General features: G+C 70.5%; 23 protein-coding genes. 8 read left to right on the top strand and 15 right to left on the bottom strand.

Features of this window, described 5'->3' with window-relative positions:
* Window positions 1-62 precede the first annotated feature (62 nt).
* Window positions 63-704 carry an NrsF family protein gene (locus V5F59_RS15930; RefSeq protein WP_393976187.1) on the bottom strand — a complete coding sequence of 214 codons (642 nt, stop codon included), beginning with the start codon at window positions 702-704 and terminating at the stop codon, window positions 63-65.
* Window positions 701-1,255 carry a sigma-70 family RNA polymerase sigma factor gene (locus V5F59_RS15925; protein WP_393976186.1) on the bottom strand — a complete coding sequence of 185 codons (555 nt, stop codon included), beginning with the start codon at window positions 1,253-1,255 and terminating at the stop codon, window positions 701-703. The genes V5F59_RS15930 and V5F59_RS15925 overlap by 4 nt, the downstream gene beginning before the upstream one ends.
* A gap of 279 nt (window positions 1,256-1,534) precedes the next feature.
* Between V5F59_RS15925 and V5F59_RS15920 the strand changes: the two genes are divergently transcribed.
* Complete coding sequence (locus tag V5F59_RS15920; RefSeq protein WP_393976185.1) at window positions 1,535-1,804, top strand: hypothetical protein; 270 nt, start codon at window positions 1,535-1,537, stop codon at window positions 1,802-1,804.
* Window positions 1,805-1,861: 57 nt separating this feature from the next.
* Here V5F59_RS15920 and V5F59_RS15915 read toward each other — a convergent pair whose 3' ends face one another.
* The 3 genes from V5F59_RS15915 to V5F59_RS15905 form a co-directional block, all read right to left on the bottom strand.
* Window positions 1,862-3,859 (bottom strand): hypothetical protein, encoded by a 1,998-nt coding sequence (locus tag V5F59_RS15915; RefSeq protein ID WP_393976184.1) that lies wholly within the window; start codon window positions 3,857-3,859, stop codon window positions 1,862-1,864.
* A gap of 167 nt (window positions 3,860-4,026) precedes the next feature.
* On the bottom strand, window positions 4,027-4,815 hold the full coding sequence (locus tag V5F59_RS15910) for a molybdopterin-dependent oxidoreductase (RefSeq protein WP_393976183.1): 789 nt from the start codon (window positions 4,813-4,815) through the stop codon (window positions 4,027-4,029).
* A gap of 12 nt (window positions 4,816-4,827) precedes the next feature.
* Entirely contained in the window at window positions 4,828-5,466 is a 639-nt protein-coding gene (locus tag V5F59_RS15905; RefSeq protein ID WP_393976182.1) for a cytochrome b/b6 domain-containing protein, read from the bottom strand.
* 148 nt (window positions 5,467-5,614) lie between these two features.
* Between V5F59_RS15905 and V5F59_RS15900 the strand changes: the two genes are divergently transcribed.
* A complete protein-coding gene (locus V5F59_RS15900) occupies window positions 5,615-6,079 on the top strand; it encodes a PRC-barrel domain-containing protein (protein ID WP_393976181.1) in 465 nt (154 codons plus the stop codon).
* A gap of 23 nt (window positions 6,080-6,102) precedes the next feature.
* Here the strand turns inward: V5F59_RS15900 and mtnK are convergent, their stop codons facing one another.
* The 7 genes from mtnK to V5F59_RS15865 all read right to left on the bottom strand — a co-directional run bounded on the left by mtnK (window position 6,103) and on the right by V5F59_RS15865 (window position 12,353).
* A complete protein-coding gene (mtnK, locus tag V5F59_RS15895; RefSeq protein WP_393976180.1) occupies window positions 6,103-7,365 on the bottom strand; it encodes an S-methyl-5-thioribose kinase in 1,263 nt (420 codons plus the stop codon).
* Between the two features lie 21 nt (window positions 7,366-7,386).
* Window positions 7,387-8,262: a nucleoside phosphorylase gene (locus V5F59_RS15890; protein WP_393976179.1), complete on the bottom strand. Its 876-nt coding sequence runs from the start codon at window positions 8,260-8,262 to the stop codon at window positions 7,387-7,389.
* Between the two features lie 9 nt (window positions 8,263-8,271).
* Window positions 8,272-8,988, bottom strand: coding sequence for a glycosyltransferase family 2 protein (locus V5F59_RS15885; RefSeq protein ID WP_393976178.1), 717 nt, complete (start codon window positions 8,986-8,988; stop codon window positions 8,272-8,274).
* On the bottom strand, window positions 8,989-10,056 hold the full coding sequence (locus V5F59_RS15880; protein WP_393976177.1) for a radical SAM protein: 1,068 nt from the start codon (window positions 10,054-10,056) through the stop codon (window positions 8,989-8,991).
* A 42-nt stretch (window positions 10,057-10,098) separates the two neighbouring features.
* Window positions 10,099-10,893: a TIGR04282 family arsenosugar biosynthesis glycosyltransferase gene (locus tag V5F59_RS15875; RefSeq protein WP_393976176.1), complete on the bottom strand. Its 795-nt coding sequence runs from the start codon at window positions 10,891-10,893 to the stop codon at window positions 10,099-10,101.
* A 95-nt stretch (window positions 10,894-10,988) separates the two neighbouring features.
* A complete protein-coding gene (locus V5F59_RS15870) occupies window positions 10,989-11,636 on the bottom strand; it encodes a pyridoxamine 5'-phosphate oxidase family protein (RefSeq protein ID WP_393976175.1) in 648 nt (215 codons plus the stop codon).
* Window positions 11,637-11,795: 159 nt separating this feature from the next.
* Window positions 11,796-12,353, bottom strand: a complete 558-nt coding sequence (locus V5F59_RS15865; protein ID WP_393976174.1) for a carboxymuconolactone decarboxylase family protein — start codon at window positions 12,351-12,353, stop codon at window positions 11,796-11,798.
* 131 nt (window positions 12,354-12,484) lie between these two features.
* Here V5F59_RS15865 and V5F59_RS15860 point away from each other — a divergent pair, with 131 nt between their 5' ends.
* Window positions 12,485-13,429 carry a LysR family transcriptional regulator gene (locus V5F59_RS15860; protein WP_393976173.1) on the top strand — a complete coding sequence of 315 codons (945 nt, stop codon included), beginning with the start codon at window positions 12,485-12,487 and terminating at the stop codon, window positions 13,427-13,429.
* Here V5F59_RS15860 and V5F59_RS15855 read toward each other — a convergent pair.
* Window positions 13,368-14,312: a LysR family transcriptional regulator gene (locus V5F59_RS15855; RefSeq protein WP_393976172.1), complete on the bottom strand. Its 945-nt coding sequence runs from the start codon at window positions 14,310-14,312 to the stop codon at window positions 13,368-13,370. The two genes, V5F59_RS15860 and V5F59_RS15855, sit on opposite strands and share 62 nt — an antisense overlap.
* Before the next feature lie 129 nt (window positions 14,313-14,441).
* Here V5F59_RS15855 and V5F59_RS15850 point away from each other — a divergent pair, with 129 nt between their 5' ends.
* The 5 genes from V5F59_RS15850 (at window position 14,442) to V5F59_RS15830 (ending at window position 18,329) form a co-directional block, all read left to right on the top strand.
* Window positions 14,442-15,068, top strand: a complete 627-nt coding sequence (locus V5F59_RS15850) for an FMN-dependent NADH-azoreductase (RefSeq protein ID WP_393976171.1) — start codon at window positions 14,442-14,444, stop codon at window positions 15,066-15,068.
* Window positions 15,069-15,239: 171 nt separating this feature from the next.
* Complete coding sequence (locus V5F59_RS15845) at window positions 15,240-16,205, top strand: metallophosphoesterase family protein (RefSeq protein ID WP_393976170.1); 966 nt, start codon at window positions 15,240-15,242, stop codon at window positions 16,203-16,205.
* Window positions 16,206-16,323: 118 nt separating this feature from the next.
* The gene (locus V5F59_RS15840) at window positions 16,324-16,626 is read left to right on the top strand and encodes a cupredoxin domain-containing protein (protein ID WP_393977040.1); all 303 of its coding nucleotides are present in this window, start codon (window positions 16,324-16,326) and stop codon (window positions 16,624-16,626) included.
* A 54-nt stretch (window positions 16,627-16,680) separates the two neighbouring features.
* Entirely contained in the window at window positions 16,681-17,514 is an 834-nt protein-coding gene (locus tag V5F59_RS15835; RefSeq protein ID WP_393976169.1) for a sigma-70 family RNA polymerase sigma factor, read from the top strand.
* Window positions 17,511-18,329 carry an anti-sigma factor family protein gene (locus tag V5F59_RS15830; RefSeq protein ID WP_393976168.1) on the top strand — a complete coding sequence of 273 codons (819 nt, stop codon included), beginning with the start codon at window positions 17,511-17,513 and terminating at the stop codon, window positions 18,327-18,329. The genes V5F59_RS15835 and V5F59_RS15830 overlap by 4 nt, the downstream gene beginning before the upstream one ends.
* Window positions 18,330-18,350: 21 nt before the next feature.
* Here the strand turns inward: V5F59_RS15830 and V5F59_RS15825 are convergent, their stop codons facing one another.
* The gene (locus tag V5F59_RS15825; RefSeq protein ID WP_393976167.1) at window positions 18,351-19,088 is read right to left on the bottom strand and encodes a haloacid dehalogenase type II; all 738 of its coding nucleotides are present in this window, start codon (window positions 19,086-19,088) and stop codon (window positions 18,351-18,353) included.
* 45 nt (window positions 19,089-19,133) lie between these two features.
* A complete protein-coding gene (locus V5F59_RS15820; RefSeq protein ID WP_393976166.1) occupies window positions 19,134-19,724 on the bottom strand; it encodes a TetR/AcrR family transcriptional regulator in 591 nt (196 codons plus the stop codon).
* Between the last annotated feature and the right edge of the window lie 16 nt (window positions 19,725-19,740).

Raw genomic sequence — 19,740 nt, 5'->3', positions numbered from 1 at the left:
GAACGTCGCGCCGGAGCGTTCCGGCGCGACGTTTCTTTGCGCGGCAGGGAAATGGCGAAAGCTCACCACCGCAGCAGGCGCGGCCCCGCCACCCAGCCGAAGACGGTGACGAGGGCGATGCCGGTGGCGTACCACACCCCCACATAGACCGGCGTGTCGTTGAGGCAGTAGGAGGCATAGGCGAGGGCGCCGATGCCGCCGGCCACCAGCCCGAGCAGGGCGCCGCAATAGGGCAGCTCAGTGGGCACCGCCTCGCGCAGCACCAGGGTCAGCAGCGTGAGCGGAATGGCCGAGAGCAGCGGAATGGCCACCACGCACAGCCGCCATTCGTGGAACATCACCGCCTCGTACCATTCGGACGGCGAGAGCGAGGCGAGCTCCATGCCCGCCGCGAGCCACACCAGCGCCAGGGGCACCAGCGCGATGACCAGCACCTGCCGGTGGGCGCATCCCGCCCGCGCCGCCCGCCGCAGGCCGTAGCCCGCGATCGCCACCACCGAGGCGAGGAAGCCGATCTTCAGGAAGAATCCCGGCGTGCGCATCGCCTCCAGCATGTCGGCCCTGAGGCCGAGGGTGAGCATGCACACGAGCGCCGCGGCCCCGAACGAGCCGAACACGGCGATGGCCACGAAGCGGTCCTGCCGGCGCGGATCCACCGCCTCCACATGGGTGGAGAGGAAGTCGATGAGGTCGTCGGTATTCATGGGCGCGTCTCCGACAGAGCCGCGGCGAGCTTCTTCATGCCGCGATGGATGCCGATCTTCACCGCGGCGTCGGTCATGCCGATGCGCGCGGCGGCTTCCGCGATGCTGAGACCCTCGATCTTCACGTATTCGATGGGCAGGCGGAAATGGCGGGGCAGCTTCGCCAGCGCCCGATGCAGCTCGCGGGAGGTGTCCACGGCCGCGTATCTGTCCTCGTCGGCAAGGTCGTCCACATCGTCGATATGGACGTTGCGCAACGACCGGGCATTGAGGCGCAGGTGGTCGATGAACTTGTAGCGGGCGATCCCGTAGGTCCAGGCGAGCACCGGCGCGGAGCCATCGTAGGTGTGCCGCTTGGTATGGAGGACGAGCAGCGTGTCCTGCACGAGGTCCTCCACCTCGTCCAGCCCGGCGCCGCTGCGCCGGAGCTTGTTGCGGAAATAGCTGCGCAGGCGCGTGGAGACATGCTGCAGCAAGGCCCGGTGCGCCTCGGCATCGCCCGCCTGGCCCGCGCGCATCAGCGCATCGAGATCCGGTTCAGAACTGGTCATGAAGGTCCCCCTCATGGGCCTGTATTCGCGCCGGGCCTGCCGCGGGTTACGCGCCGCGCGATCACGAGCATGCGAGCGCCCGGCGCCAAGAGCCGTGCGGAGCAAGAGCCGTTCCGGGCAAGAGACCTTCCGAAGGGGTGTTTTATTCCCGCAGATATCCACAGGATGGCGGGATTATTCTCAAAAACAGTTGAAGCGCATCATTCGGATCATCTGTAACCGTGGGGACAGGACTTGCGGAAAGCTCCATGTCAACGCTCTGATCATGGAGACACCATCATGCGCAAGTCTGTTCTTTCCCTCGTCGTTCTCGCCTCCGCCCTCACCCTCGGCTCCGCGGCCTTCGCGGATGAGACGGAGACGGCCGTCAACCGCGAGAGCATTCGCGCGGCGGCCGGGGTCACCGGCTACGGCCACCCGGCGCTGGGCTATGTGGAAGGCGCCCATGTGGGCCACGGCTTCGCCGGTGTGCAGAATGAGGAGCGGGCCCCCTCGGCGAATGATGCCGCGCTGTTCAGGCTCGGCGATCGCGGCCTCGGCAGCAACTGAACGCTGCCCGAGCCCGGTCGCGGCGGTGGTCCGCCGCGGCCGGGGCTGCCTGCCGCTTCAGCGCGTGCCGGTCCCGCCCGTCGCCACATAGATGCGCCAGCGCTCGTCCTCCTCCTGCGCCAGCCGGTAGAGGGGGCTGGTGGAGAAGGGGTCGGTGTGCCACGCCCCGTCCTGCGCGGTCACCACCACCGCGCCGCAGCCGAAGACGGTGCGCAGCTTCTTCACGTCCGCCCGCGTTCCCGTGCCCGCGAAGACCCGGGCGAAGAGGTCGGACGCCGCCTCCCGCTCTTCGGATGTCAGGGGGGCGAAGGCCAGCGCCATTTCCTTGCCCGCGAAGCAGGAGCGCCGGCGCGACAGCAGCGCCCAGGACAGGTTGATGGGCCAGGGCGTCAGCTTCTCCAGCCGGCCCGGATTGCTGGCGATGCGCACGTCCTTGCCCACCTCGTGCCGCACCGCGCGCCACAAATCGGCATCACCCGCGAAAACATAGCCGTCCACGCCGGGCGCGCCGGTGGCGTTGCGGCCCGCGAGGGCGAGGGCATCGGGCAGTCCGAGGGCGAGGAGGACCAGCCCCGCCGCCAGCGCCGCCCGCCGCCCCTCCCGCGCCGCCGCCAGTGCCGCCGCGAGGGCCGCGCCCGCAAAGGCCGAGAGCACCAGAACCGCGGGCAGGATGGCGCGCCAGCCGAGGTCGTTGTTCTCCCCGGCGGTGCTCACCAGGATGCCGGCGGCGAGAAGCGAGACGAAGGCGAGCGCGCCCAGGGCAGGGCCGAGCCGATGGTTGCCCTGGGTTCCCTCCGGTTGGCGGCGCAGCGCCAGCACGAGGCCGGCCGCGCCGGCCAGGGCGATGGCGGGGAACTCCACCGGCAGCAGCACCAGCCAGAAAGCCGGCACGTCCAGCACCATCCGCAGGCCTTCCGGCACCAGCGGTCCGAGCACCGCGAACGGTTCGATGCGCACCGGCGCGCCGCCGCCGCGGGCGGCCACCGCCTGGAGCTGGGCGATGAGCAGGGGCGCGACCAGGGCGCCGGCCACAATCGCTGCCCCGGCCACCGCGGCGAGGAAGCGCCAGCGGCCCTCCGCGGGCCCGCGGAAGGCCAGCACCAGCGCCGCCGTCCCGCCCGCGAGGGCGACGGTGATGCCGCCCACCCACAGGGAACTCTCGAATCCCGCCGCCGCCACGAGGGCGAGGGCCGCCGCGCCGGCAGCGGTTGCGCGTGCCCGCAGCCCGGCCATCAGCAGCACGGCGAGCACCGCCGAGCAGGCGGAGGCCACGTGGTGCGGGCTCCAGCTCGCCTGGTAGAGCAGGCCGGCCAGGCCGGTGGCGGGCTCGATCACCCGGTGCAGCGCCGGGCCGAAGACGGCGCCCGCCACCGGCCGGAGCGAGCCGGCGGCGGCGGCGAGCAGCGCGAGGAGCGGCGCCGCCACCCCCGGCCGGAAGCGGAAGGCGAGGCCCGCCACGAGGCCGAGGGCGGCGAAGGTGGAGAACCAGGTGGCGGCGGCATCCGCCTCCCACCCCTTGGCGCCGGCCAGGAAGGCCAGCTGGGCGGCGCCGAAATGCCAGAGATAATAATAGGCCACCGTGCCCGGCGTGCCGCCGGCGCCATAGACCGGATTGCCCGGCGGCACCACGCCGTGCCGCGCGATCTCGTCGATGAGGGCGATCTTGGCGTGGTCATAGATGGGGGAGGCGAGGGCGATGGCCCCGTCCGCCCCCACCTTGGGCAGCACGGCCAGCGCCGGCACCAGCGCCAGCGCCGCGGCCAGGGCGAGGGTCTCCATGGGGAAGCGCCGCTCTTCCTCTCCCGCGAGCCCGTGGAGCAGCGGGGCGCAGACGCACAGGGCCGCCGTGGCCAGAAGGATGACCGGGCTGGAGAAGCCGAAGACGAGGGCCACCGACAGGGCCGCCGCTGTCTGCATGGCCCAGCCCAGCGCCGGCGCGAAGGCGAGCGCCGCGCTACGGCTGAAGCCCAGCCCATGCGCCAGCAGCCACCCAGGCCCGACCCACAGGACGAGCGCGGCGATGCCGCAATAAAGAATATTCGCGACGGAAATCATCTGCCCCCAGAGCCCCCGTTCCGCTCATATGGCATCACCCTATGAGCGGCAAGGCGCTCTCGTGCCGTGACCGGCCGGTCGGCGCGGATCCGGCCGGAATGCGTCGAATGAGGACACGTCATGCGTCAGGCCGGGCGCGGACGACCACCAGAGCGTGCCTTCCGCGCTCACAAGCCGGCAAACCAGTTGAATCCCTGCTTCTCCCAGAACCCGCCGGGATAGGTGTTCGTCACCTCGATGGCGCGGATCCACTTGGGGTTCTTGAAGCCGAGCTTCACCGCCGTGCGCAGGCGCAGGGGCGCGCCGAACGGGGCGGTGATGGGCTCGCCCGCATATCTGGTGGCGAGGATGGTCTGCGGATGCAGCGCCGAAGCCATGTCGATGCTCTCCATGTAATCGTCATGGCCGTGAAAGGCGATGTACTTCGCCGACAGGTCGGCGCCGACCCGGGTGAGGAAGTCCTTCAGGTTCGGGCCCGACCACTGGCCGATATAGTCCCACCCCTCCACGCAGACGTGGCGGATGATCTCCTCCTGCTCGGGCAGGGCGGAGATCTGCTCCAGCGTCCAGGGCCGCTTGTCGGCGATGAGGCCGGAGAGTTCGAGCTTCCAGGTGGAGAGGTCCACCGGCTTCACGTCCTCGATCTCATAATAGGCGTTGAAGCGCGGCGGCTTCACCACGCGGTCGGGCGAGAAGGTGGGGGCGAGCCTCGCCGGGTCGAAGAGGGCCGCCTGCACGCCGTCGTTGAAGTCGGAGAAGGCTTTCAGCACGCCTTGCACGGAGCTTCGGTCGGAGATGTCGCAGCCGGTGAGCAGGGAGAGCGCGCCGAGGCTGAGCGAGCCGCGCAGCAGCTTGCGGCGGTCGATGCGCTCGATGAGCTTGCGGTTTTCCGCCAGCAGGCTCTGGTCGGGGGTGGTGATGGAGCCGCGGCGGGGCTTGAAGACGTTGCGGAACATGGGCGCCTGCCTTCAGTGCAAGGGTTTCGGCGCGGGCGCGCCGTCGGCGGCTTGTTCCGGCGCGGGAACGCGCGGGCCGCCGGTGAGCATGGCGAGGATCGTCCTCGGCACCAGCAATGCCAGGGCCACATGCACCACCATGAAGCCCGCGATGGCCGCCATGCCGAGGAAGTGGACGAGGCGGGCTGCCTGGAAGCCCCCGAACAGGGCGAGGAGGCCGGAGAACTGCACCGGCTTCCAGATGGCGAGGCCAGAGGCCACCTGCACCACGACGATGGCGATGACGCCCACGTAGAGCAGCTTCTGCACCGCATTGTAGTGGGTGAGGTCGGCATGCTTCAGGCGGAAGGTGAGGGCGGCGATCATCTCCTGCGCCACCTCCCGCGGGCGGATGGGGAAGAACAGGCGGGCGAAGCGGCCGGTGGCGATGCCATAGGCGAGGTAGGCGAGCCCGTTGATCACGAGGATCCACATGCCGAAGAAATGCCATTGCAGCCCATGCTGCGCCCAGATGCCGAGCACGATGGCCTGCGGGAAGTGCAGGAAGCCGAAGATCACCTCGTCATTGTAGATCTTCCAGCCGCTGCCGATCATGATGACCATGGCGATGGCATTGGCCCAGTGCATGATCCGCAAAGGGAGCGGATGCATGCGTCTTTGTCTTTTTGCTCGGCTGCGCATTGTCTTGTCCCTGCGGTTTCGTAAGTAAAAATTCTGAAATTTATGATTTTTACTATTGTATATTATGCAGAAATGAATTTATTCATTTCAGAAAGCTGTTCCTCGAAGGAGCGCGGTCATGCGCACTGCACATTTTCTCCTCCTGCTCGCACTCGCTTCCGCAACCCCCAGCGCGCCGGCGATCGCCGGGGGCGCGCCGCACGCGAACACCCAGGTGGCCCCGGCCGACGACGACCTCACCCCCGCTGAGCGCATGGCCGAGCGCCATCCGCAGAAGGTGCGGGTGGGGGACCTCGTGGGGCTGCCGCTGCTGGATTTCGATGACCGTACCCTCGGCTTCGTGACGGAGGTCGCCCGCACACCGGAGGGCGGCATCGTGCTGGTGGTGCCGGTGGGCGGCTGGTTCGGCCATGGCGGCCGGCCGGTGCCCGTGCCCATCGAGACGGTGGCGATCCTCGGCCGGCAGATCGCGCTGCTCGACATCCCGCGCGGCGACCTGCCGAAGCTGCTCACCTGGGCGGGGAATGCGGGCACGCCCGTTCCGGCGGATGAGATCATCCGCATCGCCATCACCCGCCGCTGACGCGGGGTTTGAGGAGGGGCGGCTCATGGCTGCTCCTCCCGTGTCCGCACCAGCCGGTTGGCGGCGTCGATGGAGGGGATGTCCCGCCGGTTCACCGCCAGGTGCCGGCCGAAGGCGAGGGCCCGTCGCTCCAGCCGCGCGCGCAGCGCCACGTCCGCGATAGTCTCGAACTCGGCGATGTGGGCGAGGCCGAGGATGCGGCGGCAGATCTCAATTCCGGCAAAGCCCAGCGCGTCCTGCCACACCTGCTCCAGGTGGTGGGCGAGGGCGGCGGCCGCGCCGAGCGTGTCGCCCTGCGCCTCGAACAGGTCGCGCCCGCCGAGGATGCCTGTGCGCTCGGTGCGCCAGAGGCGGGAGAATTCCGCCGCGAACACCCGCCACAGCGTCTCGACGGTGGCGAGCAGAAAGTCCCCATAGGCCCGCTGCGCCCGCCCGCCCGCGCGGTGGCCGGGCTGGGCGAAGACGGCCATCCAGAGGTTGGCGACGAGGACGCCCACGTCGAAGCCCATGGGACCGTAGAGGGCGAACTCGGCATCGATGACGCGGGTGTCGTCCGCCGTCGCCATCACCGATCCGGTGTGCAGGTCGCCGTGCAGCAGCGTTTCGGTGCAGGTGCAGAAGCGGGCCTTCATCTCCTGCGCAGCGAACTTCAGCGCGCGGTCGTCGCGCACCGCCGCGGCGGCGTCCTCCAGCCCGCAGGTCCAGCGGTTGAGGGGCGCCGGCTTGAAGGGATCGGAGAAGACCAGCTCCTCGGTGATGCCGGCAAGCTCCACATTGCCCGCGAACAGGGCGAGGTCCGCCTTGCGCGCGGCCGTGGGCATCGACCAGTCGGAGCCGCGGAACAGGGTGCGGGCGAGATAGAGGCCGAGGTGCTCGCCCATGAGCGGCAGCTCCTCCCCTTCCATGAAGGCGCGGCGCGCCACCTTGTGGGGCGTGAGGTGCTCCATGGCGAGGATGGCCTGCGCCGGATCGAAGAAGATCAGCTGCGGCGCCCGGCCGGGATCACGCGTGCCGAGGCGCTTCAGGGCCTCGTGCTCGAAGAAGGCGCGGTCGAGGGACATGGGCCAGCTCTCGCCCACCACGCGGGCGTAGGGCAGGGCCTGCTTCACCACTACGGACCCCTTCGGGCCCTCGACGATGAAGACGAGGTTGAGGTTGCCGTCGCCCACCTCGCGCACCTGCCAGAGGGCGGGCGGGCCGAGGCGGTCGAGAAGCTCTGCCCGCGTGCCGAGGCGCGCCGGCAGGCTTGCGCTGTCGAGGGGCAGATAGGCGGTGCGGTCGAGCATGGCGGTTCCCTCCTCTTGCGGTCAGCGGGAATGCGCGGTGTTGGCGCGATGGGCCATCCAGGCGGTCGCGAAGGCGGTGGCGAGCGCGATGGAGCGGGAGGCGCCGTTGTGGGCGCCCTTCTCGAAATCCCCATCCACGCAGCCGAGCTGGTTGGTGACATGGGCGAGGCACAGCACCGGGCGCTTCTGCGCCTGGGCAAAGGCGTAGAGGGCGGCGGCCTCCATCTCCACCGCCAGCAGGCCTTCCGCCTTGCGGCGGGCGATGGCGGCCTCGGTCTCGCGGAAGGGGGCATCCGTGGTCCAGGTGGCGCCGGTCAGCACTGGGCCGAAGGCCTCCGCGCAGGCGGCGCGGGCGATGGTCACCACCTCCGGGTCCGCCGGCGCGAAAGGGGCGGGCGGGAGGTAATGGTAGCTCGTGCCCTCGTCGCGCAGAGCCCGGTCGATGATGACGTAATAGGAGGGCGGCGCGTGGTCGGCGATCTGGCCGGCTGAGGCGACCGAGACCAGAAGCTCGCACCCGCAGACGAAGGCCTGCTCCGCCACCAGCACGGAGAAGGACGCCCCCACCGCATAGCCGACGATGCCGAAGGAGAGGCCGCCCTCCTCCCACACCCACATGTCCGTGTGGTAGCAGGCCCAGTAGGGCGAGCGCATCGCGCCCTTGGCGCGCACGTAGTCCACCATGTCGCCGTCGGGATCGAGCAGCACGGTGCGCGGCACCGGGCCGGTCTTCAGGCCCTTCTGGCGGCGCGCCTCGCGCATCATGTTCTCGGGCCGGAACACGGAGGGCGCGCGGTGGTCCGCCCGCTCGATCAGCGGCAGGAAGCCGGAGGGCCGCGGGGTGGCGCGCGCCGGATGGTCGAGGTCGTCGGGCTCGTGCAGTGGCTGAAGCAGCATGGAAGTCACTCACATCTTGTTCGGCGCGGCGGCGGGCGTGGACACCTGCATCGCGACCCGGAGGAAGGTGGAGACGATGCGGGCCCCGGCGGTGAGCGAGGTGCCCAGGTTGCCGGCGACCTTGGACACGCCGCCCCTGCGGCAGCGGTAGGCGACGGGGATCTCGACGATGGAGAGGCCGGCGCGCGCGGCACGCATCTGCATCTCGATGTTCCAGCCGTAGGTCAGCTCCCGCATGCCGAGGCCCACGAGGGCGTCGCGGCGGATGGCGCGGAAGGTGCACATGTCGCTGAAGGGCACCCCGTAGAGCGCGCGCATGCCGAGGCCGGCGGCCTGCCCGGCGAGGATCTGGTGCCAGGCCATGGCGCCCGGCTCGCGCACGCCGCGGGTGCGCGAGGCCACGGCGAAGTCCGCCGCGCCGTCGGCTACGGGCTTCAGCAGGGCGGGCAGGAAGGCGGGGTCGTCCGCCCCGTCCGCGTCCATGAAGGCGATGATGTCGGCATCGCGCGCCTCGCACACGCCTTCGAGGCAGGCGCGGCCGAAGCCGCGGCCGGAGGCGAGCACGGTGGCCCCCGCGGCGGCCGCGATCTCCCGCGTGCCGTCGGTGGAGCCGCCATCGGCCACCACCACGAGGTCCACCACGCCGGCGGGAAGCTCGGCGAGGGTGCCGCCGATGGTCGACGCCTCGTTCAGCGTCGGGATGACGAGGGCGATGCGCTTGCCCATCTAGAGGCTCCAGCGCAGGCCGCAGTTGGCGCAGGCCGCCGGCGGCGTATCGGACAGGAGCCCCTCGCGGAAGCAGCGGTACGCATCGCCCTCCCAGATCTCGGAAAGGGTCTGCGTCCGCGCATCGCCCAGCGTGTAATTCTCATAGCCGCGCTGGGAGAAGGGGGCGATGCAGCAGGGCAGGGCGCGGCCGTTGGCGGTGAAATACATCACCGTCCAGGGGCGGCGGCACATGGACCAGGGGGTGCCGTCCTCCGCCCGCTTCAGGCTCATGCCCGGCTCGGCGGCGGCGCCGGAGGCGGAGAAGACCATTCCCAGCTCGCGGGCGATCCGCGTCGCCTCGGCGATATAGCCGGCCTCATCGGCGTTGATCTGCTCGTAGAGCGCCTGGTCGGGCCGGGCGCGGCCGATGGCCTCCTCCTCGAAGAAGACGAGGCGCTGAAGGTAGACCTCCCTCACGCCCAGCTCCGCCGCCACGCGCACGAAGTCGGGCAGCTCGGAAATCGTCTCCTTCAGCCCCGTGAGCCAGGCCGAGACGCGGGGGTTGGCATGGCCCTCGCGCTCCTGCAGCACGCGGAAGGCGCGCACGTTCTTCAGGATGCGATTGAAATAGTCCTTGCCGCGGATGGCCTGGTAGGACCGGGCGTTGGATGCGTCCAGGGAGACGCGCAGCTCGTCGAGGCCGGCCTCGATCATGGCGCGGCCGTTCTTCTCGTTGAGCACCGTGCCGTTGGTGTTGAACAGCACGTAGGTGCCGCGTTCCTTCAGGTAGCGCACCATGCGGTCGAGGTCCGGCACCAGCATGGGCTCGCCGACGCCGTGCAGCACGCAGCGCTCGAGGTCGGGGATCTGGTCGACGATGGCGGTGAACAGCTCCCAGCTCATGTCCGCCGGGGGTTCCAGCTCCTCATAGGTCCGCGGGCAGGTGGTGCAGAGCAGGTTGCAGCGGTTGGTGGTCTCCAGATAGAGGCACACCGGTTTCTTCACCGGCACGCTGGTGCGCTTCGCTTCCGCCCGCTCGAAATAGCGGCGGGCATCGAGGGCGCTGCCGGGAGTGATGAGGTTCATGGGTTCGATCCGTTGGTCTGAAGGGGCGGTCGGGCGGCGCGCTCAGGAGGCGCGGCGCCGGGGCTGCGCGACAGGGGCGGCGGGCAGGCCGAGGCGGATGGCGAGGCCCTCCGTGGCGAGCAGCCGGCGCATGAGGTCCGCGGACTGGCGCGCCGCGCCGCGGGGCACGCCGCCGGTGCCGAAGGGCACACCGGCGATCAGCTCGCCATGAAGGAGACGCAGGGCGATGGCGTCGTCCACGTCGTACCAGGGCGGCAGCAGGTGGACGGGCAGGCCGATCTCGGCGGCGCGCTCCAGTGTCTGGGCGGCCACGCGCTCGGTGCTCCAGTCGATGTCCTCGAGCAGCCGCCAGTGGGGCGCCTTGAGGCCCAGCACGTAATAGCCGCCGTCCGTCGATGGGCCGAGCACCGCGCGCTCGCCCGGCTGGGCGAGGACCTCGGCCATCTCCGCCAGCAGGGCCGGCGGCAGGGTCGGGCTGTCGGAATTCAGCACCGCCACGGCCCCATGCCCCATGGCGAAGAGGTGGCCCATGGTGGCCATGAGGCAGGCGCCGAAGGTGGGCAGGGCCGCCTCCAGCCGGCCGATGCCCGGCGGCAGCACGGTGTCGAAGAAGGCACCGGCGCCCGCCGGCCCGTAGGCGACGTAAGGGGTGACGCGAGAGGTGGCCGCGGCGGCGAGGATGTTGCCGACGATGTCCTGGATGAAGGCGGTGTTGAAGGCCGCCGCCTCGCCTGGATCGAGCGGCGGGGAAAGGCGCGTCTTGGTGCGCCCCGGCGCCGAAGCCTTCGCCATGACGGCGATGGCGCAAGTCGAGCCGACGTCTCGCGTGTCGATCATGGAACGCCCCGTTCTGGACTGTTGTCTTTCCCGGAATTCGCTCCACACGGCCGGTGCGTTACAGGCCTCACGAACGAGTGAACGGCCCGGGTGCCTCAGTCCGCCGATGCCGGCGTGCCGGCGTCGGAGACAAGGCTGCGCAGGCGCGCCACCTCGGCCTCCAGCGCGGCAATCCTGGCGTCGCGGTCGTGCAGCGCCGCGGCGACGAGGGCGGCGTCGATCTTCTGGGGAATATGCTGGGGGCAGTTCACGTCCCATGCGCGCACGCGGAACAGCAGGGCGCGCTCGGCGATGGCGCCGTAGCCGTCCGGCATGAGCTGCGCGAGGAGCGCCGCATCGCCCTCCTCAGCCCGGAGCTCGCCCCAGATCTTGATGCGGCGCCGGTGGGCATAGTCCATCAGGAACAGGAAGGCCTTCGGATTTTCCGAGGCGTTGCCCACCGTCACGTACTGGCGGTTGCCGCTGAAATCGGCGAAGCCGAGGGTCTCTTCGTCCAGGGCGCGGATGAAGCCCTTCGGTCCGCCGCGATGCTGCACATAGGGCTGGCCGTCAGCGCTGGCGGTGGCGAGGTAGGCGGTGTCGATCTCGCCGAGGAACTGGACGAGATCCGGCGTGAGGCGGGTGTGGAAGCCGCCGCGGGCCTCCATCCGGGCATAGAGGTGGCGCGCGCCGCGCGCGGCCTGCGCGGCCTTCACCGCCGGCGTGAAGGCGATGTCGCTGGAGGGCGGAGCGTGGTCGGGCATGCGTGGCTCCCATGTGCCAGAGAGGTGCCGGGCCCCCGGAGGGGCCCGGCGGGAGAGCGAGAGGCTTCGGCGGGCGCTACCCTGAACCGAAGGGGCCGTGCCGGCCTGGAGGGGCGTTTCAGCCGGCATGGGCCACTCCAATGGCGCCCGCCGCAGGCCTCAGGCCGCCCGCGGCGCGCCGGAGCGCACCACGGGGAAGTCGATCTCGGTATCGGCGACGCTGTTGAGGTAGTTGGTGAAGATGTTCATCGCGACCTGCGCGACCACCTCCACCAGCGCGCCGTCGTCGAGCCCCGCGGTGCGGGCGGCGGCAAGATCGGCGTCGCTCACCTTGCCGCGCTGGGCGATGACCGCGCGGGCGAAGGCGAGGGCGGCCTCCACCTTGCTGTCGGCGGCGCGGCCGGAGCGGGCGAGGGTGATGTCCGCGTCGGACAGGCCGGCGCCCTTGCCGATGAGGGAATGGGCGGAGAGGCAGTAGTCGCAGCCGTTCACCTCGGCCACGGCGATGGCGAGGCTCTCGCGGGTCTTGCCGGGCAGCACGCCGGCGCCGAGCGCGCCATTGAGGGCGATGAGCGCCTCCAGCGCGGCCGGAGACTGGGCGGCGACCTTGAACAGGTTCGGGGTGGCGCCGAACTTCGCGGCGACGGCGGCGAGAAGATCCTTCGCCTTGCCGGTGGCGGAGGCGGAGGTGGGGTCGAGGGCGGGAATGCGGCTCATGGGCTTGTCCTTCCGGGGCACGGCGCCGTCGGGCGGCGCGGTGAGCAGAAGCTAGGACTTCCCGGCATTGTCCAGAATGGCTAGAGTTTGAAAGCCATTGTTTCAGAAACTGAAATCATGAGGGTCACCCCATGGACCGCATCGATGCGATGACGGCCTTCGTCACGGCGCTGGACGAGGGCAGCCTCGCCCGCGCGGCACGGCGGCTCGGCCGCTCGCCGGCGGCCATCACGCGGGCGGTGGCGCTGCTGGAGGAGCGGCTCGGCACGCGCCTGCTCCACCGCACCACCCGGGCGCTGCATCTGACCCAGGCGGGGGAGCGCTACCTCGCCTCCTGCCGCGCCATTCTCGCCGACCTTGCCGAGGCGGACCTGCTGGCGTCCGGCGAGCGCACGGAGCCGCGGGGCCTGCTCTCCGTCACGGCGCCGGTCACCTTCGGGCGGCTGCATGTGGCGCCGCTGGTGGAAGAGCTGCTGGAGGCCCATCCGTCGCTCGAGGCGCGCGTGCTGCTGGTCGACCGGGTGGTGAACCTGATCGACGAGGGGCACGATGCGGCGGTGCGCATCGGCCCCCTGCCGGATTCCAGCCTCGTCGCCGTCCGGGTGGGGGAGGTGCGGCGGGTGGTGTGCGCCAGCCCCGCCTATCTCGCGGCGCGCGGTACGCCGCAGGCGCCCGCCGATCTGGCGGGACACCGGGTCATCTCCTTCTCGCAGATCACCGAGACCGCCAGCTGGGCTTTCGCGGCGGGCCCCTCCGGCGGGGCGCGCAAGCTGGTGACCGTGCGGCCGCACTTCACCGTCAACGGCGCGGAGGCCGCCATCGCGGCGGCGGTGCGCGGGCGGGGCGTCACGCGGGTCCTGTCCTACCAGGTGGAGGAGGAGGTGGCGGAGGGCCGCCTCGTGCTGTTGCTGGAGGCGTTCGAGGGGCCGCGCCTGCCGGTGCACGTGGTCTATCCGGAGGCGCGGCTGCCGGCGGCGAAGCTGCGCGCGTTCGTGGCGTTTGCGGTGCCCCGCCTCAGGAGCCGCCTTGCGGCCTTGCCGGTGTCCGCGTGGGCGACCCCGCCGGAGCGCCGGTGAGCCGCTCGCGCAGGAACTGGGTCATCAGCCGCACTTTCTTCGGGACGTACTGGCGGCTCGCATAGAGCAGCCACGCGGCGGTGTCGAAGGTGGTGGCGGTGACCTCGTAGGCAGGAAACACATCCACCAGCGCGCCGGCCGCCATGTCCGGCCCCACCAGCCAGTCCGGCAGCAGCGCGAGCCCGAGGCCTTCCAGCGCCGCGTGGCGGATGGCGAGGCCGCTCGATATGGCGAGCGCGCCGGAGACCGGCACATCCTCCACGCGCCCGTCCCGGCGGAACAGCCAGCGCGAGCGGAAGTCCGGCAAGGCGAAGACGATGGCGGGGCACGCCTGCACCTCCGCCGGCGTGGCCGGTGCGCCCGCACGGTCGAGATAGGCGGGGCTCGCCACCACCCGGTAGCGGGTCTGGAACAGCTTCACGCCGACCAGCTCCGCCTGCGGCTCCGGGGCGAGGCGCAGCGCGATGTCGATGCGCTCGGCGGCAAGGTCGAGGTTGGCGTCGGTGAGGAGGAGGTCGAGCTTCAGCCGCGGGAAGCGGGCGCGCATCTGTGGCACCAGCGGCATCAGGCACGTCTCGCCGAAGGCGACGGAGGTGGTGAGGCGCAGCGTGCCCACCGGCTCGGAGCGGGCGGAGGCTACCTCGTCCCGGGCGCGGTCCAGCTCCTCCAGGAGGGGCTCGACACGGGCGAGATAGGCCTGCCCGGCCTCGGTCAGGGCCATGGTGCGGGTGGTGCGGTGGAGCAGGCGCGTGCCCAGTTCCGCCTCCAGCGCGGCGACGGCGCGGGACACCGCCGAGGCGTCCATGTCGAGGTCGCGCGCGGCGGCGGCGAAGCTGCCGCGCCGGGCGGCACGGGCGAAGAGGCGCAGGTGGGACAGGTCCATTCAGCTCACGTCCATTCCTGCACATCTCGCATGAGTGACCTGTCGCAGTCAGCCTTTTTCGGCGTTGGCCGCACAAGTGATGGTGCCGGCCACCGGCGGCCCTCATGGCCGCCCCTGGAGGCTCATTGCATGACGACCTTGCTTCGGATCGATTCCAGCGCCCGCGCCGAGGGCTCGCGCTCACGCCAGCTGGGGGATGCGCTGGAGGCGCGCTGGATCGCCCGCACGCCCGGCGCCGGCGTGGTCCGGCGCGACCTTGCGGCCGATCCCGTGCCGCACATCGATGCCGGCACCATCGCCGGCTTCTTCACCCCGGCGGACCAGCGCGACGCGGCGCTGCGGGAGGCCGTCGCCCTCTCCGACCGCCTCATCGGCGAGATCGAGGCGGCCGACGCGCTGCTGATCACCACCCCCATGTACAATTTCGGCCCGCCCTCGGCTTTGAAGGCGTGGATCGACCATGTGGTGCGCATCCACCGCACGGTGGCCTATGACGGGGCGACCTTCCGGGGCCTAGTCACGGGCAGGCCGGCCTTCGTCGCCATCGCCTATGGCGCGGCCAGCTACAAGCCGGGCGGCATGCTCGCCCCCCTCGACTTCCTGAAGCCCTATCTCGACCAGCTGCTGCGCTTCATCGGCTTCACGCAGGTGGAGATCATCACGGCGGAAGCCACCAACGGCGCCGAGCCGGTGGCGGCGGCGGAGCTGGATGCCGCGCTGGAGGCCATCGCGCGCCTGCCGTCCCTCGCCGCGTGAGGGTGCGCGCCACCGACGGAAAAAATCTTCCGGGCGGCGCGAATAAAGCGGGCCTCTCCCCGGTCATGGCCTGTGTGGGACATCCCCACAGACCCAGCGAAGCCGGCCGGTTCCTGCGGGGGCCGGCCGGCCTTCCGCGCCGGCTGCCGCCGGCGCCTTCCGGAGAGATCCATGAGCACGTCTTCCAAGGGGCCCCATGCCCCGCCCGCCGCGGATGCGGACGGCATCGACCGGCGCGGCTTCCTCGAATGCATGACCTGGGCGGGCACGGGCATTCTGTGGTCCATGTCCGGCGGCCTCGCCACCGGCCTCGGCCTCGACGCGGCGATGGCGGCAGAGCCCGCCAAGGCCTTCACCTTTCTGCAGATTTCCGACAGCCACGTGGGCTTCGACAAGGCCGCGAACCCGGATGTGCTGGGCACGCTGCGCGAGGCCGTCGCCCGCATCAAGGCCCTGAAGGAGAAGCCCGCCTTCATGATCCACACCGGCGACATCAGCCACCTGTCCAAGGACAAGGAGTTCGACGACGCCGACCAGATCATCAAGGAGGTCGGCCTGCCGGTGTTCTACGTGCCGGGCGAGCACGACCTGCTGGATGATGAGCAGGGCAAGGCTTATCTCGACCGCTACGGCAAGGGATCGAAGGGGGCGGGCTGGTACAGCTACGATCACAACGGCGTGCATTTCATCGCCCTCGTGAACGTGGTGGACCTCAAGGCCGGGGGCCTCGGCAATCTCGGCGCCGAGCAGCTGGAATGGCTGCAGAACGACGTCGCCGGCCTGCCCTCCTCCACGCCCATGGTGGTGTTCGCCCACATTCCCCTGTGGACGGTCTATCCCGAGTGGGGCTGGGGCACGGCCGACGGCCTGCAGGCGCTCGCCTATCTGAAGCGCTTCGGCTCGGTGACGGTGTTGAACGGGCACATCCACCAGGTGATGCAGAAGGTGGAGGGCAACGTCTCCTTCCACACCGCCCGCTCCACTGCCTTCCCGCAGCCCGCGCCCGGTACGGCGCCTTCGCCCGGGCCGCTGAAGCTGCCGGCCGGCGAGCTGAGGAAGAACCTCGGCATCGCCACGGTGAACTTCATCCGCGGCAGCGCGCCCCTCGCCATCATCGACATGCCGCTCGAGGGCTGAAGGCCCCTGCGCCTGCCCGTCCTCTGCCTCAAGGAGCCAGCCCGTGCTTCAGCCCGACACCCGCGTTTCGCCCGCCGCCTTCCGCCTCAATCCCGTTTCCGCGATTCTGGCGGCGACGGTGGTCGCCCTCTGCCTCGCCCTGCCCCTGCGGCCGGCCGCGGCGGAGGAGGTGACGGTGAGCATCGACAATTTCACTTTCTCCCCCGCCGAAGTCACCATCGTGCCAGGTACTACCGTCACCTGGGTCAACAACGATGACATTCCCCACTCGGTGGTGGACAAGAAGCTGAGCTTTCGTTCGAAAGCTCTCGATACGGAAGACAGGTTCTCCTTCACCTTCACGAATGCGGGAGATTACGATTATTTCTGCTCCCTTCACCCGCATATGGTCGGAAAGATCATCGTGAAGCCGGCCAGCTGACAGCAGGCGCAGAGGGCAGGGCAGCCGGCCCCGGCACGACAGGAGACGGGAGCGATGTGGCTTGAGCCTTCCTCATGGCGACCCCTGCCCGCAGGGGTCGCCGGGCCCATGGGCGGCGCCTGCGGGAGGAGCGGGGCCGCGTGCCTGCCGGGGGGCGGCCGCGCGCCGGCCCTTCCCGGCTTCAATCTCGCGGATCCGCTCCGCAGTCTCGCCAGGCGCCTGTGGCACGCAGGCCTGCAGGCCTGCGCCGCATCGCTCTCCACCCGCCATGACGACGCCCGTGAAGATGCCCCCGGGGCGCGCGCCGCGGGGCCGCGTGCGCTCTCCGCCGCCGAGGCCGCGCGCTTCCGGGAGATCATGCTGCCGCATCTCGACGCGGCCTACACGCTCGCCCGCTACCTCACCCGCGACGCTGATGCCGCCGGCGATGTCGTGCAGGACGCCTATCTGCGCGCCTACAGGTCCTTTTCCGACTTCCGGGGCGTCAGCGCGCGGGCCTGGCTGCTCGCCATCGTCCGCAACTGCCATCATACATGGCGCGACCATGCGCGCCGCGACCAGCAGCGCCGCGCGCCCGATCCCATGCCCGCCGACGCCGACGGGGAAGAGGGCAGTCCCGGCCCGGTGGACCTCCTCGTCGACGGCGAGACGCCCGAGAGCATCCTCCTGCGCCGCACCGAGGCCGAGGCGGTGCGCGCCCTGCTGGAGCAATTGCCCGAGGCCTTGCGCGAGGTGCTGGTGCTGCGCGAGCTGGACGACCTCTCCTATCGCGAGATCGCCGAGGTGGCGGGCGTGCCGGTGGGCACTGTGATGTCGCGCCTCTCCCGCGCGCGGCGCCAGTTCGCCGAGCTTTGGGAGCGCGGTTCCGGCGGGGAGGGCACGCCATGACCGACGAACCGGCCGGCGGGTCCGTCCCGGAGCCCTGCGCCGAATGGGAGGGCCTTCTCCAGTCCTATGTGGACGGTGAGCTCGACGCCGCGCACGTGATGGCGGTCGAGCGCCATCTTGCCACCTGTTCCGCCTGCGCCGCCGAGATGCGGCGGCTGGAGCGGATGCACCGCGTGATGGCGCAGGAGGAGGTGCGTTGGCGTGCGCCCCCTGAGCTGCGCACCCATGTTCTCGCCGCGCTGGCTGCCGAGGAGGGGCGAGCGGTGCCGCTTCGGCAACTGGTCCCGGGCTTGTTGCGGCGCCTGCGCGCGACGCTGCCGGACCTGAAGGCCTGGAGCCTGCTGCCGTCCCTCGCGGTGCTGGCGGCGGCCCTCCTCCTCATGGTCCTGCCCCCCAGGGGCGGCGCTCCGCTGGAGGACGAGCTGGTCTCCGGCCACGTGCGATCCCTGCTCGCCAGCCACCTGACCGATGTCGTCTCCTCCGACCGCCATACGGTGAAGCCGTGGTTCGGCGGCAAGATCGATTTCTCGCCCCCGGTGGTGGACCTGGCCGCCCGCGGCTTCCCGCTGGAAGGGGGGCGGCTGGATTATATCGGTGGGCGGGTGGTGGCCGCCCTGGTCTACCGGCGCCACGGGCACGCCATCAACGTCTTCGTCTGGCCGAGCGCGACCGGTGCGCACCTGGCGAAGGCGAAGGACGGCTACAACCTCATCAACTGGAGCGAGGCGGGTCTCACCTACTGGGCCGTCTCCGACCTGAACACGGTGGAGCTGAAGGAGTTTCAGGAGGACTTCGTCGAATCCCTGCCGAAATAGACGAAGGTGCCAAACCCCTCCTCATGCCGGAAAGGCAAGGCGGGGCAGCTCGGCGAGGGACGAAACCACCACGTCCGGCCGGTGGCCGAGAGCCTCTTCCTGGGTCCGCAAGGCCTTGTAGAAGCTCGCCGGGGCGAGCGCGCCGCCGGTCGCCAGCTCGGCCGGAAGGGTGGACAGGGGCACACGGGAAATCCGCGCCACGCGGAAGCCGAAGCGCTTGGCCCCGCTGATGTCGAAGCCGTTGGAGGAGACGAACATCACCTCGTGCGGCTTCACGCCGAGGCGTTCCTCCACCAGCTGATAGGCCCGTGGGTCCGGCTTGAAGCAGCGCTTCGCGTCGACGCTGATGGTCTCCTCGATGAGGTCCTTCAGCTCCGAGTTGCCCACCAGCGTCGCCAGCATGTGGGGGCTGCCGTTGGAGAGGATGGCGCGCCTCACACCGCCGAGCCCGGCAAGCGCCTGCGCCGCATCGGCATAGGGCGTGAGGTGATTATAGGCCTCGGCGAGGTCGTCAAACAGCTGATCGGTCGGCTGAAGGCCAAGGATTCCAAGGGTATAGGTAAGAGCCTCGCGGGTGACGCTCCAGAAGTCCCGGTAATCGTCCATGAGCGAGCGCAGCCAGCTGTACTCCAGCTGCTTCATCCGCCAGATCTGGGTGATGAGCGCCCCGTGGCCGGGAAAGGCCTTGTCCGTCACCACGCTGACGGATTGCACGTCGAACAGCGTTCCATAGGCGTCGAACACAAAGGCCTTGATCATGGGGGCTCCGGCCAATGCCATGGTCTTGAAGGGATGGCGACCGGTTCAGCGCGGTTCCAGCGCCGCGAGCGCCGGGCGCAGCACGTCCTCCAGCAATGCCCGCTCGGGGCGGATGCGTGACAGCACCCGGATGCCCAGCAGCACGCCGAGCAGCATGCGGGCAAGGCCCTCGGCCGTCTCGCCAGAGAAAAGGGTCCCGTCCTTCTGCCCGGCGGCGACGCGACGGGTGAAGAAAGCCTCGATTTCCCCGAGGGTTCGGCTCGCCGCGGCGCGCAGCACGGGGTCATGGGGCCCCATCTCCACGGCGGCGTTCACCACCATGCAGCCCTTCATCTGCGGGTCATCCAAGGAGCGCTCCAGCACCTCCGCGAAGAAGCCGGCGATGGCCTCACGTGGCGGGATGCCAGGGGCTTCCAGGCGGACGATGCGGTCCGCCACGCTGCGGTCCACATAGCGCTCCAGCGCCCGCTCATAGAGCGCATGCTTGTCGCCGAAGGCATTGTAGAGGCTCGCCCCCGTGAGGCCCATGCTGGAGGCGAGGTCCCGCACCGAGGTCGCCTCGTATCCGCGGGTCCAGAAGCAGCGCACGGCCGCATCCAGCACCTCGTTTTCGTCGAACGCTCTCGGCCGTGCCATCGTCCTTCGGTCTTTC

The sequence above is a fragment of the Xanthobacter nonsaccharivorans genome, from assembly GCF_043194755.2.
Taxonomy (GTDB): Bacteria; Pseudomonadota; Alphaproteobacteria; order Rhizobiales; family Xanthobacteraceae; genus Xanthobacter; species Xanthobacter autotrophicus_G.
Note: the sequence above shows the minus strand (reverse complement) of the source record. Positions and strands in the feature narration are given on the sequence as shown.